This is a genomic window from Nocardia sp. NPDC059195 (assembly GCF_042754695.1).
Lineage (GTDB): Bacteria > Actinomycetota > Actinomycetes > Mycobacteriales > Mycobacteriaceae > Nocardia.
In genome coordinates this window covers 87,312-103,327 of the sequence record NZ_JBHZBG010000012.1, presented here as the reverse complement: position 1 = coordinate 103,327, position 16,016 = coordinate 87,312, and the positions used below count along the sequence as shown (strand labels likewise).

Sequence of the window (16,016 nt, the reverse complement as noted above, 5' to 3'; positions counted from 1 at the left end):
CCAACAGGCATAATGCTTGTTCGCAACAAGTCACCCGTGACCACTCCCAGCAGCAGATCGTGATCTTGCTTCCCCACCGGCCTCGTCGACCGACTGACCCCACGTCGGAGGGTCCACGACGGTAGGTGGTGTATCGGTCGGCGGCCATGTCGTCCATGCGGCAGCAGTCGCTTGTTCTGCGACGGATCTTCCCCAGTTCCACATCGTTTCGCTCCTCCCCAGAGCTCATCCGCAGGTCGCACCAGGCTATCCGGCAGCGTTGATAGTGCGCGAACGATTTTTCGGTGCACTGGGGAGAGCACGCCATGCGCGCAGCCCGCTGACCGATAGCGGCCGAATCAGTAGATAGCGCCCCAGTATTCGTTCACCGTCCAGGTCACCGCACGGAATTCGGGGTGTTTCGGATCGTCGGTGACGGTGATCGTCGCGCGCGCCAGGTCGATCTTCATGCCATCGGCCACGAACTGCCATCGGTCTGCGTCGGTCTGGCCGTCGTGGTGGTGGGCGGCGCGGACGTGCGCAGCGAAGCCGCGGCGGTGTTCTCGCCGGAACACGCCACCATCGAACAGATCAACGCGGCCCCCGCCAGCGCCGGGAAGCCCTGCCGTGCTGAAATCATCTACGGAGACTAACAATTCAGACAGAATGCCATTCTGACGCGCTGCCCGCGCGGCAGCGAACACGTGGATTTCCAGATCGACGCCCGGCCCGAGCAACCGGGGCTACCGTGGAGTGCGGTGTCTACGAGAGGACCGTCGCCATGTATCCGCCCGGCCCCCGACTACCCGCGATCGCGCAGACGATTCGGTATCTGCAAGCGCGGGAGCGGTTCATGACCGCCACCGCTCGCCGTTACGGCGACACCTTCACCCTGCGCATGGTGCCGCCGTACGCCCGGCATCTGGTCGTGTTCACCCGCCCCGAACACGTCCGCGAGATCTTCGCCGCCTCCCCCACCGACCTGCATGCCGGCGAGAGCAACGGCATCCTGCGCCCGCTGCTCGGCGATCATTCGGTGCTCATCACCGACGAGGCCGAGCACGCTCGTGCCCGCCGCCTGCTGATGCCCGCCTTCACCGCGCCCGCTCTGACCGGTTATCGCAAGATGATCGAGCAGATCGCCGCCACCCACGTGGAGACCTGGCGGGCTGGGTCGACGGTCCGCAGCCTGGACGCGATGACCGGAATCACCCTCGATGTCATCGGCGAGGTGGTCCTCGGTGTCGCCGATCCGCGCCGCCGCGACCTACTCGGTCCACCCATGCGCCGCGTTACCGACATCGCCCCGCTCACCCTGCTCGGTTCCCGCTACCCGGCCCTACAAAACCGCGGACCCTGGAAGCGGTTCCACCACGACCGGGCCCGTCTGGACGCCCACCTCTACGCCGAGATCGAGCAGCGCCGCACTGGCAGCGACGCCCCGAGCGCTGATGTGCTGTCGCGACTGATGTCAGCGGGCAGCGGCGACGACACCCCGCTCACCGCTGACGAACTCCGCGATCAGTTGGTCACCCTGCTCGCCGCCGGGCACGAGACGACCTCGGCCGCACTGTCGTGGGCGCTACGCGAACTGGCCGCCGACCCCGCCGAGCAGGACCTCGCCCGCCGAGCCGCGCTCGACGGCGACACCGTTTACCTCGAAGCGGTGATGAAGGAAGCACTGCGCTACCACTGGGTCATCGGAGGGGTCGTGCGAAAGCTCACCCGCGACATGATGATCGGTGGCCACGACCTGCCCGCTGAAACCGTCGTCGCGACCTCGATCCTGCTCGCACACAAGCGGCCCGAGGCCTTCCCGGACGCGGTGTTCCGGCCCGGCCGCTTCCTCGACGGCAGCGTGGCGCCGAATACCTGGCTGCCGTTCGGCGGTGGGGTGCGCCGGTGCATCGGAGCGGGATTCGCGCTGATGGAGGGTGCGACGGTGCTCCAAGAGATCCTGCGCCGCCACGTCCTGTCACTGCCCGCGGCCGCGACGACGCGGGGCCGGGTCCGCAATATCACGCATGTGCCGTCCGACGGGGCACCGATTCTGGTCAGCTGACACGCGCACCACCCACAACGAAACGCAAACTGGCTGTGACGACCAGAGGCGCCCCGAGTTCCGGGAGGCCTGCTCGAGCAGCGAGCTTCGGGACAGGCTCGACGCGGCGAGTTCGGCGCACGCCGTCGTCAGGTCCCGTTCGGGTCGTGCACCCGGCCGAGTAACGGCAATTCCCAGGGATCCGCCGGACCGAAGACGCTCGCTTCTACGTCGAACCAGTCGACTACGTGCGGGGGTGTGCCGACCGGTCCGGTGCGGCCGTCGGGTAGCCGGGGCAGTTTGTCCAGCCTCAGGTCGGACGGGGAGTCGACGAGATAGACCGCGCCCCAGATTGCCCGCCGCTCATCGGAGAACCAGGTCTTGAGCCGGACGCCGGGCAGCGCGGCGTAGTCCGCAGCTGCTTTGGTTCGCACCCATTCACGAAGCTCTGCGAAGGTCACCTCGCGGTCCTTCAGCTGACGGAGCTTCCACGCGACTATCGCCACATGCATCGGAACTCCTCGCGTGACTTACGGAAACGGATGGGGGTGCGGGTTGAGGTCGTCATACGTCGATCGGTGACGCGTGTAGCCGAGCTTGTAGGGAACGTCGAGAAGTCGGTCGAGTCCGTCGATGCGGCGATGCGAGTACCCGAACGTCATCGGGATCGCGCCGGGCACCAGGACTTTCACGCAGGCGAGCCCGGCCGCGCGGTGTTCCAGCGTGGTCTGGTCCACGACGATGACTTCCAGTCCGGCCCGCGTGAAACGGTCGAGCACGCACCGCAGATCATCGACGAGATCATCGTGTCGAAAGGCAGGGTCGATCAGCGACGGCACCGCCCGCGTTTCGGTAGCTCCGGTCAGGAAGGCGAATCGCTCCAACGCTGCTGGATGGGCGTAGAGCAACGAATGGTCGTCCATCGTGATGACCATCGTCGGGTCGTCGACCATCCGCGCGGCCCGCTGCTCGTCCGCCGGGGGGCGGGCGAGATGTTGTTCCACGGTCGGACCGAGTTCCCGCAGTGCGTTGAGAACGGCGCGTTGCGGATCCAGGCTCGATCCGGCGGCGCACGTCGCCGCGGGCCACACTCCGGCCGGGTTGAGCGCGAGCGCCCACACACTCGGGATTCCGGTCTCCATGGTCGTATCGAAGGCGGCTACCCGGAATCCGGTCTGTGCCTCGATCGCCGCGGCGGTCAGGCGCACCTCGGTGTCGCGCGCGCTGTCGAGATCGAACCGCGCGACCGGGAGGCGGGCATACCAGGTGAGCAGAAACGCGTCGCGCTCGGCGACCTCGAGTACACCGTGCAGGATCGCCTCCGCCAGGCCGGAGCCGAGCGCACAGCCGTTGGAGATCTCGTAACAGAAGCCGCGGCCGGTGGGCGTTCGCTGGTCCAGACGGTAGTAGACAAGGGTCTCGGGAACCAGAACCGGCGATTCGCGGGTGAGCGAATAGCCCCACACCCAATGGCAGACCTCGCGTTCGGTGAAGCGCCGGAAGAGGAATCCCGCGGTGGCATAACTCGATTCGGGGTGCAGGCCGACGGTGCGCGGATCGAGGGCAGCTTGACCACGCAAATCGGCGAGGCTGGCCCGCACGGTCGTCCGTTTGCCGCCGGGCCGGGCACCGCCGAGCCGCTCGAGCGCTTCCAGGATCGCCACGAGCTCGCTGGCGCGATAGCTGCGGCTGCGTCCGCCGCCGATCTCGACGAGGTTGCCGTCCGGAACCCGGAACGGCGCCGACACCACGATCATTCCGCCCAGGGTGCCACGGTCGATGTGGGGGATGAACCCCGTTTCGGGGTCGATGAAGGTGTCCTCCAACATATCGAGGTCGTCTTCGATCGATCGGATGCGGGCAACATCGGGGGCGAGCTTGCGCTGCGGTGTGAACGCGATCCGGGCCGCCTCGGCGCTGTCGTCCGGCAACTGCCCGCAGGCGGGACACCGTGGGTCGGGCAGATACCGGTGCCTGGAGACGGTGAGGTCGGCGAGGTCGACGAGCAGGATCGCGCCGTCGGTGCGTGGCGGCTCGCCGCGGCCGAGCCTGCGCACTTCGTCGGTCGTGATCGCGCCGACAGTCGCCGCGGCGAGCGCGGTGAGCCAGGCCGAGGGGCGGGCGGCGAGCAGGTCGCGGTTGTTCTCGACTATCTGATCGAACTGCCGCGGTGCCTGCCGTGCGTGCCCTCGGCGCCACCGCACACACTGGGCGCAGCCGGGTATACCGGGCCGTTCGTACGGTCCGATGACAACGCGGCCGAGTTCGGTGTGCACATCGATGCGTGGGCGGACCGGTGGTTCGGCCGGAACCGGCCATGCGTCCGACACCGTGATCTCCAGCTGTGTCGACCGGTCGTCGACGAGCTCCACGGGCACGCGCACCGCGTCGGCCAATCGGCCCGTGCCGGTGACAGCGATCCCAGTGTCGGTCGTGGACGAGGAGGTCATCGGGTCACTCTCACCTGGACGACGGGTAGCACGTCGTGCACCTGCGAATCGTGGTCGAGCATCGCGGCGACCACGGTGTACCCACCGATCATCAAGGCGTCCACCAGATTTCGGCGCTGTAGTGGATCACGATCGGCCATCGGCTCGGCGTCGCCGCGTACTCCCCCAGGCAATTCGGCGACGGTGGCGGGCGCGTACTCGGATTGGCCGGCATGCCGACTCTGCCACGCGGCCAGAGCCGCCAGCATGCCGTCGCGCAGCGCGGCGTCATTGTCCGTGCCGCACCCGTAGGCGACCGTCGCACCGTCGAGCAGGACCGCGTAGGTGGGTACGCCGAGCGAGCCGGTCACGTCGAAGACCTCTACCTGGCAGCCGATGGCGACGAGCATAGTGCGGCAATAGCCGACGACGTCGTCGCGGCTGTCGGCCGGATCGATGCGCGGAAAAGGGTGTGTCGCCGTCCTCGATTCCGTGACTGTTCGCCGTCGGCAGTGGTCGATCAATCCCGCGTCGATCGCGTCGGTCAGGTCCAGTGCGGCGCCGAGACCGGTCGGCGCGCGATACCGGTCCGTGCCGTCCGCGGAGGCGAACGCGAGGGTTGCTCGCAGCAGTGTCGGGCGCTCGGTAACCAGATCGAACGCGCGGACCATCGAACCTCGGACAAGCCTGCGTGAGTCGACCACCAGGCTGCTGTAGCACCGGATCGCTTCCGTAGCGGCTGCGTACCTGGCCTGGGCCGCGTCGATACTGACACCGCAGACTCGTTGCCGTCGCCCGGGCAGCGTGACGGTCGTCTGCGCGACGCGCAGTGGGGACTGCACCAAATCGGCCTCCTCGACCTTGTCGAACACGCCGATGTACCCGTCGGTCAGCACTGCCGCGGCGCGCGAAAACTGTTCGGCGGACCGGGGTTCCGCACCGATCAAGGCCCGGAAGCGCCGGTCGAATTCGCCCTCCGATTCGACCCGCGCGGGCGCGCTGAGCGGGGCGGGCACGCAACGGTGGGTGCTGAAAGCCAGGTCGGGCGCGTCGAAGCGAGTGAGCTGAACGGGGTGCCGATCGGTCCGGTCGTAGTGCAGCAGCAGCTGCGTGACATGGTTGGCCAAGACCGTTTCGGCTGGTTCGGCCGGGTCGACGGCCGGTTGCGATCGCGCCCATATTCTCGGACGCGCCGAGCTGAACGGCAGCGCGGGCGGTGCGATCCACGCGACCGAACCGTCCAGCACAATCTGCAGCAACGGCAGACCCCGGACAGTGCAACCACTTTCGACCAGCTGGAGGGAATCGACGTCGGACGACGCCGCCACCTGCACCACCTGGCCGGTGTTCGGGATCGCCTCGGGTGCGCGCACGACATCGCACATCCCGGCCCGGCCACAGGCAGTGGCGATCGCATCGGCGAGGCGCCGGCGGCCGACGACGGTGGTGCGGCGGCGCCGCCAGGTGTCGACAATGGTTGCGGCGTCGGGCCGGAAGTAGCCGATCAGACTCACCTCGGGTGTGTCGGCAAGTGGGTGCGCGTCGAGCGCCCCGACCAGACCTCGATCGATCAGCTTGCGGAGCAACCGCTCGATGAATTCCCGCGCGTCCTCGGGGGCCGAGGCGAGAAACTCGTTCATCGAATGCTGCCCGTCGAGGTAGGGGGCGAGACGCTCGAGCCATCGGTCCGCACCCGACATCGTCAGGGTGGAGAACCCGCGATGCGTCAACGCGGTGATACCGGTGTCGTCGGCGACCCAATAGGCATCCTCGCGCAGACGCAGAATGGGATCGTTCATGACGATCGGTCGACCGGGGCGGTGGGCGCGTTCGGTCTCGGATACCGGTTGGCCAGTTCGCGGCCGCGCGGTGAGCTGGAGCCGACCACGAAGTCACCCACACTGCATTCCTCCAGGTCATCGGTGCCGGTCGCTTCGGTGAAGGCCACGGAATCCCCCGCCCCGAGGGCGACCGCGCCGAGCCCCATGGCTGTCGCGACGAGATACAGGGTCTGCGTGCAGGTGCCGACGTGTTTCAGGATGAGCGAGTACGGGATCTGCTCGTACCGCCACATCAGCCTGCCGACGCGGGCTGCGATCACGATGAGTACCTGTGGTTCTTGCTCGTCGACCTGGGTGCGTGACGCGGCGAAGAGCAGGCGTTTCACCGCAGGACTGTCGACATCGGCGACCTTGCGCAGGACATGGTCGACCGTGTCGTAGTGGTACATGGCCGATTCCAGCCCGTCCACTCGACGCACCACCGGATAGAACTCGAGCTCGTACATACTCCCGCCGGACGGGTACGGTCGCGATTGGATTTCCCGGCCCTCGGCCTCGATCACCCGCCTGGTGCGCACGCAGCGGTACAGCAGCTCGGCGAGCTGATCGACGGTCATCGGCTTCGCGTCGTCGAAATACCGGCACGAGTAGCGGTCTTCGATGGCGACGGTGAGCGGAATGTCGGTCTCGCGCAGGCAGTCGAGATCGGGCACGAACAGGGCGATGGGTTCGCTGGGATACGGATCGTGCCGGGCCGGCAGCGGCGCGAAAATGCCTTTCGCCCAGTCGGTTCCGGCGTAGCCCTCCCAGGTCCAGCCGCGATCGGTCAGCCGCGTCCGGTGGTGAAACCACAGCTCGTGGGCGCTCCATTGGCGCTCGGCGAGCCGCTCGTTCTCGACCTCCGGACCGGGGATCAGGCATCCGGACCATTGCAGGTCGGCGAGTACGCGCTCGACCACGACCGGGGGATATTCCGTCGAGGACGGCGTCAGCAGCCCGCTCACCATGGCGAGTATCGGATGGGCGTGCACGCGGATGTCGCACCACGACCGCGGATTCTCCAGCACCAGATCACCGTGGTGACGGCGCATTATCGTGAACTTCGACAGCACCGGCGTGTTCGATATCGAGGTCGGTCGCTCCGGCGGCGCGCCGAATGGCGCAATCGTGTACAGCGGCCGCCCTTCCCAATACAGCGTCGTCGACAGCCAGCCGTTTCGGCCCAGTGTTCGCACCAACTCACGCACGTCGTCGTCGGCGCTCAGATCGACCAGGCGGCGCGGCTCTTCGGCGAGCAGGCGCAGCACGTCGCGCTGTGCGGGAGTGAGCGCGCCGAGGTATTCAGTGCGCGGCCACGCCATCAGCACCACGCGTCCGTCGCGGGCGGTCAGGCTGGCGACAGCCGGGCGGACCGTGCAGAATTCCTCGATGGCGGTCGACGGGCTCATCGAGATCCCCCGTTCAGTTGAAGATTTCGCGCGAGGAGTCCCGCGGCCAGATCCGCACCTTCGACGCCATATTTGTCTTCCATCGTTTTCGCCGCCAGATGGCACAGGAAGTACCTGTCGAGCAGGGTGATGCCGACTCTGGACGCGTGCGCGTAGGTGAGGGTGAGAACCACTCGGTAGGTGAGGAACTCCGGGGTGCGGCTGAACGCCGACCATTCGTCATTACCGACCAGAGCGCGATGAAACGGGCTGAGCTCGCGCTCTGACAATCGAAACCGCATGTCCGGCGCCGTCGCCTCGTCGAACCGCGCGCCCGGGAAAGTGAGGAGACCTTGGTCGACGAGCGTCCGTGCGCGCTCGCGGACGGGCCGCATGAGATCTACCCACTCGCGGGCCGAACCCGGTCGGTCGGCATCGATGGCCGCCGCCACCGCGGTTGCCCTGGAGCCGAATTCGTCCTTCTGGCCGGCGTAGCGTTCGTCCCAGCCGCGCAGCCGGCTCACCGGGTCGGGGCCGCGGTGGCGGAAGTAGTCCGCGTGCGAGCGGTAGGACAGCCAACCGTGTTCGATCTCTCCGGCCAGCGCGTGCGCGGTCGCGATCCAGATGTCGAACAGCAGGCCGAGCCTGGTCTGGCCGAGACCGACGCGCTCGACTGTGTCGAACACCAGGCTGTTGGTATCGCAATAGAATTTCTCGCTGAACGCCGCCGCGGATTCGCCCGTGAATCCGATGACCGGGCGCTCATAGAGTGCGTCGTGGATCGTGTTGTCGGCATACCAGGGCACGAGTTGTCCGGTGTCGCCATCGATTTCGGCATAGCGGCGATGCAACGGCAGAAGCTGCTGTGGCGCGAGTTGTTTGCGCGAGGGATACCGTGCCAGGTGCGCGCCGACGACCTCCCGCACACGCGGCGCGATGACGGTGGTGAAGGTGTCGGCGTCGGTGCGGAAATTCAGGCGCAGGTGCGGGCCGCGTCGCCAGTGCCGAACGAAATAGGCCGGGACGCCGATCTCGTCGAACAGCGGTGCGACGACGTCATGGAGGAGGGCGTCCGGGTTGGCCGCATAGTAGGCGACATGCATTGAGCGCCACACAGATTCCGTCATGTCACGACTCCGCCCCGGACATCGGCCCTGGCATCGGCGAGAGCGTGCGCGGCCAGGTAGCGAACGAAGGTCTCTTCGTGCATCGCCAGCCCGAGGCGGTTGCAGAACAGGTGCGCGCACAGGTCCAGCGTGGGCAGCAGCGTCGTTTGCTCGAATTCCGTCGACCCGGGCCGGTCGGCGTACGGCAGGGTGTCGGGTGCCGTTCGACTTATCCGCTCGTAGTCACCGCGCAGACGGGTGATCGAACTCCACCACGGCTCCAGCATCGGCTCGGAGACCGATGAACGGGCCTGCGCCTCGAGCCGACCCGCCAGATCGATGAACTGGGGGCGCTGCTCGGCGTAACGATCGGCGAAATGGGCCTCGGCGTGGGGGACTATCGCCGCGAGCGGACCCAGCCGATCCGGTGCGCGGTCGGTCGCCGCAGGGGCCGACAGCCAGGCCAGGACGACCGCGATGAAGCATGTCGTCAGCCGCTGTGGTTTCGTCGTGCCTGCCCGGATCACATCGACGGCGAGCCCGCTCGAATCACAGAAGTGCCGCTCGACGGCCTCGATGGCGCTGCCACGGCCGTACCGGTGGAACTCGCGCTCGTACGGGATCCATGCCACCGAGTTGTTCGGAGACAAGTGGTCGAAGTGGGACGCCATCCCCTCTTGGCGGGCGAGAAATTCCGCGGTCCGCCGATAGAACGCGTCGGTCCACGAACTGTCCGAGGGGTGTGCGCGCAGATACGATTCGGCGCGCTGCGTCACGGTCGTGCGCAGCAGGTCACCCGCTGCGTTCGATGCGGGCAGCAGGCGCAGCCGGATGTGCGGTCCACCCTCCCAATAGCGCAGGAAGAACCATCCTTCGATGGCGTGCTCGGCGGTCAGATCGTCCACCAGCGGAGCCACGAATTCGGTGAGTAGTCGATCGTGATCGCCGTGGAAGAACACGTGGACGCTGTCCCACGGCGACGATGCGACGGCCGGTGCCGACTGCTCGGGGTCCCTCACGACGCGGACATCCCCGTATTGAGTTCGATGATGTACTCGGCCACCCGCGCATCCGAGTCGGCCGTGCCGACGTCGACGGGATCGGGCAACGCCTCCTCGAACACGATCTCGGCGCCGTCGGGCAGCCGCCGGACGAAATCCGACGTCGCGAAGACGTTGCGCAGGTCGAGAAAGATCGGCTTGCGATTCTTCATCCAGATGTCCAACGCGTTCGGCCCGACCCGGACGAAAGTTCGCTCCGGGATGTCGTTGCCGGCCACCCAGTCGCGCAACCGCAGCAGAAACCCGGCCTCCGTCTCGCCCTTTCCAGGTCGAGGGATCCGGTCCCCATCCACGACCCAGCACGCCCGAAAGACGACCACCGACCCCACCACGACCCGGGAAAACTTGCGCGCGTCACCGACCCGGAGCGGGTGGCCCCGCAACGATTCGGCCGTCGACAGCGCCGACATCCGGATCATGTGGTTACCGCCGAAGACGAAGGTCAGGGTCGCCGCCGAGGGCGGCAGCATGGGTGCCGCCATCATGCCGTTGTGCACTGGCAGGACGCGCCGGTCCAACGCGGTCGAACGTAACTCGACGCGATCGTCGGCTGCGTCGTACACCACGACGAGGTCCGACAGTGGCAACCGGCCCGCGGGGCCGGGCCGCGAACCGGGACAGTGGATCACCACCGGCGCGATCATGGTTCGCCGGTTGAACGCCACCCCGAAAGTGCCGCCGAGTTCGGCGAGAACTTCCTCGTTCTCGTCCATCGTCTCGGTGACCATCTCGGCAGGGGCTCCGCCCGCTCGGGCGATCAAATGATGAATCCGTGAGCGATTGCGTCCGAATCCGGAATGCAGTTCATTGAGGACCAACTCCATCCGATCGCCGTCCTGCCGCGGCTGGACGTAACAGGCGGACGAGCGGGCAGGGCGCACGAGCGTGCTCAACTCGTCGACGAGCCCGGCGATACTCTCGGCTGCTATGCGGACGATTCCGTCGTCGCCCACCGGTGCCCCCAGTACCGCGCAGAAGCGCGCCCTGATCTCTTGCAAGCGCATGAGCCGAGGCTGACGCCATGCGGCCGACTGGCCTGCCCACTCCTGCGGGCTCCCCCGCAACGCCGCCGCGATGCGGGCGAACGCGTCGGAATCCCCGGTCGGACCCATGGCCTGGCTCACCGAGCGATGGAAGTCGAGGAACGGCACCCGGGCGTTCGGCCCGTAGTGCGCGAGAAAGGTCTCGGTGGCCGCGGCCTCCATCATGACTGTCGGGTCCAGCAGCCGAACCAGCTGGCGAATCAGCGCGAGATCGGCCAGTGGCCGCTGCCATTCGGCACCCGACGAAACGACTACCGGCTCGAGCAGAACGCCCGTTTCGTGGAAGGGGAAGTGCGCGCCCCGCGGGTCAACGGCCGGGAGGTCGAGCCGTCGCTCGAGCCGTTCGATGGTGGCCTGCAACTCGGCGTGGCGTGAGCGCTGCTGTGCGATGTCCGGCCGCGCCGCCGGTTCGTCGATCAATGCCGCCAGCTGGGCCAGATCGTCGGTGAGGCCGGGATCGACGGGCTGCCCGATCAGCCAATCGAGCAGTGCCGCCGCCGGATTGGCGGCGGTGTCGGACGCGGGGGAAACAACTGTCAGCAGGCCTGTGCCGATCAGCTTGTCGAGGTATCGGGCCACGGTTTCCCGGTCGTGACCGGTGACGCCGACCATTTCAGTGGTCAGATCTCCGATGGTCATCGCCGTTGCCGAGAGCAATCGCAGGCATGCCCGCACGGCCGGACCGGCCCGCATCGAACGGATCGACTCCGCGAAATCCTTGCGGTCGCAGCAGAGAAAGACCACCTTCGAATCCTCGATGCGTGCGCTGGGATCAGCGGTGACCACGGCGTGTTCGCGAAGCTGCGGCTGGGCCGTCAGTGCGTCGACGAATTGGTCGATGATCCGCTCGTCGAGATCGGTCACGATGCCGACTCGGGACGAATAGTGTGCTCGCGCATCGTCACACCACGCCGCCAGGCCGACCACACCGAGCGAGCTGAACAGGCTCGTCTTCGCCGCGGCGCGATCGACGTATTTGACCAGCCGGGAAATCTTCGCCCGGCGCGGGTGCCGGTCCGGCTCGGCCAGCCAGCGTTCCAGCTCCTCCGACAACGACGGGCTACTCACCGCGACACCCGAGCGGAAATCGAACTCCGCGCACACTTTTCGCAGCGCTTCGGTCTTCTGCTGGAACTCGCGGTCGAGTGTCTCGGACAATTCCCCGAATGCGCGATCGCGGTCGTTCCTGCCTTCGAGCCAGTCCACGACGGCGGCGGCCGAGCCGATCGGCACGAGTGCGCGGATTCGGTCGTTCCACTCGCGAGGACCCGGTATCCGACCATTGTGAATCGCTCGGCGCAGGCCGATCAGGGCGGGCTTGTCCGCATGCCCTTCGCCCAGCGCGCCGACGATTTCGTGCAAATCATCCGTGAGCCGTAGTGCGGTGCGACTCAGCTCATGGTCGAGGCGTCGAACCTCGTCCAGAGCGAGGTATGTGTCGTCGAAATGCAATTCGGCGAGCGCGGCCGCAGGCAGGCCGCCGAGACGCACGACAGGCGGCGATCCGACCCGTCGAAGCAGGAGTTCCGATTCCGCATCCGATGCGCAGCTCACGAATCCACCTCCTGCCTCGGCCCAAGGGTGCACGGGAGCGCGGGCCTCGCCGGTCCGCCTCGCTTTCCCGGGGTCAGCGCGTCGGAGCAATCGCACGCGGCAACCCAATGTACAGAGCATTGATTCCTCCCGATTGGAATCAATGCTCTACATTCGATTGACTGATTTCTCCTACGCCGAGCAGCAACAGCTGCCGAAGAAGAAACTACAGGAGCAGGGGGCGCAGCTGACTGGCGTTCCCTCGCTCATACCGAGACCTGCGGTCAACGACTCGACTTCGAGATCGTCGACATCGAGCTCCCGGATTTCCATCGGCAGGCCGTCAATGTTCAAACTCATTGTTCTCACCTCCTCAGCGCCTCGCAGGTATACCGCCACATAAACCCGCGTGTGCCACATCCCAATGAGTCGCCGAGCAATTCTGTTGGCAAACATGATCAGCGACATTTATTCGATGCGAACGCACGCGATTCCGAACAAGCAGAGCTTCCTCATCCCGCCGTGGACGGAACCCAACTTCTCAGCACCAGCCAAATTCTACTCGGCGCATCCGAACACTGGCAATACTGCAGCTATTACCCCTTCGTGGGGCTGACCTGCAGGTCTTTACGCTAATGCTCGTCCCGCCGCCGGATCAGCTCCACTAGGTTGCAACGCATTTGCCGCAGGAGTGTGGTTGAGGCGAAACAAGGAGCCGACTATCCTGATCGATCACGCAGAACTGCCAGAGACCGAGTCGAGAGACGAATTCGGCATGCTGCGATGAAAGGGCCACCCCATGTCCCGGCTACAACAACCCGAGAGAATCACTCCTGACGGTGCGACGAAGACATGCGACGTCTGCATCGTGGGAGCGGGCGCGGCTGGACTGAACGCGTTGAGCGTTGCCAGCCAGTACCTCGCCGGCGACCAGAAGGCTGTCTTGGTCGACAGCAGGGAACAGGTCGGGGGAATGTGGACACAGACCTATCCCTACGTGCGATTGCACCAGCCTCACCCCATGTTCACCGTAGGCAACATCCCATGGACTACCGGTCGGGATCGTTCCTACCTGGCGGCCAAATCCGAGGTGCTCGACCACTTCAGGCACTGTCTCGACACGATCGAACAGCGCGTGCAGGTCGATGAACTCCTCGGCTGGACCATGATCTCGCACGAAGAAACCGGTGGCCTCGTGCGGATCATCTGCGAGTCCGCCGACGGAAAATCAGTGGCCGTCGAGGCAAAACGACTGATCAAGGCCTACGGGCTCCGAATCGCCCCGAACGACGCGCTCGATATCTCCAGCACGCGCGTCCGATCGGTGTCGCCTGATTTCTGCGATCTGCGCGGCCACGAGATGCGAACCAGCGATGCTCCGGTGTGGGTCATCGGTGGGGGCAAAACCGCCATGGACACCGCCCACGAACTCATCACGTCCTACCCCGGCCGCGAGGTCGATCTTGTCGCCGGATCCGGGACTTTCTTCCACAGCCGCGAGCGGTTCTTCCCCACCGGTCCCCGCAGGTGGTGGGCGGGCGAGCTGCCCAGCGAACTCCTCCGGGAAGTCACCCGCCGATTCGACGGGACCAACGAGACCGACGTGTGGGACTGGCATCGCGCGACGTATGGCACCTGGGTGACCCCGGAAACCAGTAGCTTCCTGTTCGGCTTACTGTCGGAAACGGAGAATTCGGCGATTGCCGCAGGATTGCACGAAATCGTCATGGACTACCTCGTCGATGCTGTCGACGACCACGATGAGACACGCTTGGTGTTCCGCAGCGGTGCTGAGAAAACCATTCCGCGCGGTAGTTGGATAGTGAACTGCACCGGTTACGTGATGCGGCAAGAACACCCCTATGAGCCGTATGTGTCCAGCAGCGGAGCGATCTTATCGATTCAGCCGCGCTCTGCCACGTTGTACCTGACCTCGCTGATCGGCTATTTCCTGACCCACCTACTGTTTCTGGACCGAATCGTCGACACCCCGCTCTATGAACTCGACGTGCCGGACCTATTGCGCAAGTCCAAGGCCGCGCTCCCCTACACGATGTTCACCCTCACTCAATACAACGTCGGCCTCATCTACGACAGCGTTCCGAGCGCAGCGTTTCGCGATTGCGGACTCGACCTCGATCGCTGGTATCCGTTGCCACACCGCATGGTGGCGGCAACGCGGTTCGCGCTCACCCATCGGCGCGAGCGTGCGCACCTGCGTCACACCCTCGATACGGTGCACGAGCGGTTCGATGTTCGGTGTGGCCGCCTGCCACACAGCGTTCGGCCCAGTACGGCTCGCCTCTGACCAGCGGCCGGCCCGTCGCCCGCGTCCGCTGCCGGCCGAAAACCGCGCTGCCGTCAGCCGCAGCCCTCGAGCGTCGCCCGGCCCAGTTCGGCGACCACATCGGCGATCTCGCCTCGTGCGCGCAGTGCCCGCACCTGTCGCCGCGCGCCGTTCCCGCGTGCGTACAGCGCGGCGATCGCGGTGTTGACGAAGGTGTGGTCACCACACTCGCGGAGGGCAGGCTCGACGTGCTCGACAAGGCGCCCCAGCAGCTCGTGTTGCGGCACGACGAGGCCGTCGACCAGGTCGAGACCGTTGCCGTCCAGGCCCGAGTGCGCGGCGTTCCAGTACGCGGCGCGCAGCAACTCCCCCGACACCGCGGGCGCGGCTTCCTGCCGTGCGATAGACCGCAGACCGGTCCCGACGATTCCGCGGATCAGGGCAGCCAGCAGCGCCGATTCCTCGGCGGTGGCGGGAATGTCGCCGACCCGGATCTCGACCGTCGGGAACGACTCCGACGGACGGACATCCCAATACACCATCTTGTTGTCGAGGATGCTGCCGCTGGCCCGCATCATGGCCACGATCGAATCGTAGTCGCCGAGCGAGCCGAAATACGGTGGCGGTCCCGCACTGGGCCAGCGACGCCAGAGAATGCTGCGCCAGCTCGCGTACCCGGTCTCACTGCCGCGGTAGATCGCCGAGTTCGCGGTCATGGCCAGCAGGACCGGCAGCCAGGGCCGCACATGGTTGCTCACCAACACCGCGGTCTCGCGATCGGGGATGCCGACATGCACGTGGCAGCCGCACAGCCCCTGCTCGTGGGCGAGCATCCCGAAGGTGTGCGCGATCCGCTGGTAGCGCGGGGTATCGGTGACCGGATAGCCCTCTGGCACCGTCGGCGGGACGGCCACCGCGAGTAGGCGCGCATCGTGGTCGGCCGCGCATGCCGCGACCCGGCGGCGGGAAGTGAGCAGCTCGGTCAACAGCTCGCCGATATCGCGGTGCACACTGCTGCTGGTCTCCACCTGGCAGCTCGTGAGCTCCAAGTGCAGATCGATGCCGATCTGGCGCGCCGCCGCGGCGACCTGGGTGTTCTTCGGCGCCGGTGCGCCGGTACCTGGATCGGTCAACAGGAATTCCTCTTCGACGCCGACCGTGAGTACGTCGTCGTGACTGCCCACCGCCTGCCTCCTTCACGCGAGCGTGCCGGGGTAATACCCCGGCACGCACCCCGCAATCGACTCGACCACCCGTTGATTACCTGAACCGAGTGCGGGCATTCGGCTGGCAGGTCGACATCGTCAGGTTGTTCCCTCTCGAAAGGAT

At 66.4% G+C, this 16,016-nt stretch carries 12 protein-coding genes; 2 read left to right on the top strand and 10 right to left on the bottom strand.

Features of this window, described 5'->3' with window-relative positions:
* Nucleotides 1–338 precede the first annotated feature (338 nt).
* Complete coding sequence (locus tag ACFXKN_RS17590; protein WP_379433375.1) at nt 339–716, bottom strand: hypothetical protein; 378 nt, start codon at nt 714–716, stop codon at nt 339–341.
* Nucleotides 717–760: 44 nt separating this feature from the next.
* Between ACFXKN_RS17590 and ACFXKN_RS17585 the strand changes: the two genes are divergently transcribed.
* A complete protein-coding gene (locus ACFXKN_RS17585; protein WP_379433374.1) occupies nt 761–2,041 on the top strand; it encodes a cytochrome P450 in 1,281 nt (426 codons plus the stop codon).
* 128 nt (nt 2,042–2,169) lie between these two features.
* On the opposite strand, the gene ACFXKN_RS17580 is transcribed toward ACFXKN_RS17585, so the two are convergent.
* The 8 genes from ACFXKN_RS17580 to ACFXKN_RS17545 all read right to left on the bottom strand — a co-directional run bounded on the left by ACFXKN_RS17580 (nt 2,170) and on the right by ACFXKN_RS17545 (nt 12,760).
* The gene (locus tag ACFXKN_RS17580) at nt 2,170–2,532 is read right to left on the bottom strand and encodes a hypothetical protein (RefSeq protein WP_379433373.1); all 363 of its coding nucleotides are present in this window, start codon (nt 2,530–2,532) and stop codon (nt 2,170–2,172) included.
* A gap of 18 nt (nt 2,533–2,550) precedes the next feature.
* Nucleotides 2,551–4,470 (bottom strand): TOMM precursor leader peptide-binding protein, encoded by a 1,920-nt coding sequence (locus ACFXKN_RS17575; RefSeq protein WP_379433372.1) that lies wholly within the window; start codon nt 4,468–4,470, stop codon nt 2,551–2,553.
* Entirely contained in the window at nt 4,467–6,248 is a 1,782-nt protein-coding gene (locus ACFXKN_RS17570) for a YcaO-like family protein (RefSeq protein WP_379433371.1), read from the bottom strand. The genes ACFXKN_RS17575 and ACFXKN_RS17570 overlap by 4 nt, the downstream gene beginning before the upstream one ends.
* Nucleotides 6,245–7,678, bottom strand: a complete 1,434-nt coding sequence (locus ACFXKN_RS17565) for a SagB family peptide dehydrogenase (protein ID WP_379433370.1) — start codon at nt 7,676–7,678, stop codon at nt 6,245–6,247. The genes ACFXKN_RS17570 and ACFXKN_RS17565 overlap by 4 nt, the downstream gene beginning before the upstream one ends.
* Entirely contained in the window at nt 7,675–8,784 is a 1,110-nt protein-coding gene (locus tag ACFXKN_RS17560; protein WP_378951335.1) for a thiopeptide maturation pyridine synthase, read from the bottom strand. The genes ACFXKN_RS17565 and ACFXKN_RS17560 overlap by 4 nt, the downstream gene beginning before the upstream one ends.
* A complete protein-coding gene (locus ACFXKN_RS17555; RefSeq protein ID WP_378951338.1) occupies nt 8,781–9,782 on the bottom strand; it encodes a thiopeptide-type bacteriocin biosynthesis protein in 1,002 nt (333 codons plus the stop codon). The genes ACFXKN_RS17560 and ACFXKN_RS17555 overlap by 4 nt, the downstream gene beginning before the upstream one ends.
* Nucleotides 9,779–12,421 carry a lantibiotic dehydratase gene (locus ACFXKN_RS17550; protein ID WP_378951343.1) on the bottom strand — a complete coding sequence of 881 codons (2,643 nt, stop codon included), beginning with the start codon at nt 12,419–12,421 and terminating at the stop codon, nt 9,779–9,781. Before ACFXKN_RS17550 ends, ACFXKN_RS17555 begins: the two co-directional genes overlap by 4 nt.
* A gap of 171 nt (nt 12,422–12,592) precedes the next feature.
* Complete coding sequence (locus ACFXKN_RS17545; RefSeq protein WP_379433369.1) at nt 12,593–12,760, bottom strand: thiomuracin/GE37468 family thiazolyl RiPP peptide; 168 nt, start codon at nt 12,758–12,760, stop codon at nt 12,593–12,595.
* Nucleotides 12,761–13,199: 439 nt separating this feature from the next.
* Between ACFXKN_RS17545 and ACFXKN_RS17540 the strand changes: the two genes are divergently transcribed.
* On the top strand, nt 13,200–14,708 hold the full coding sequence (locus tag ACFXKN_RS17540) for an FAD-dependent oxidoreductase (protein WP_378951350.1): 1,509 nt from the start codon (nt 13,200–13,202) through the stop codon (nt 14,706–14,708).
* Nucleotides 14,709–14,761: 53 nt separating this feature from the next.
* Here ACFXKN_RS17540 and ACFXKN_RS17535 read toward each other — a convergent pair whose 3' ends face one another.
* On the bottom strand, nt 14,762–15,871 hold the full coding sequence (locus ACFXKN_RS17535) for a glutamate--cysteine ligase (RefSeq protein ID WP_378951354.1): 1,110 nt from the start codon (nt 15,869–15,871) through the stop codon (nt 14,762–14,764).
* Nucleotides 15,872–16,016 lie beyond the last annotated feature (145 nt).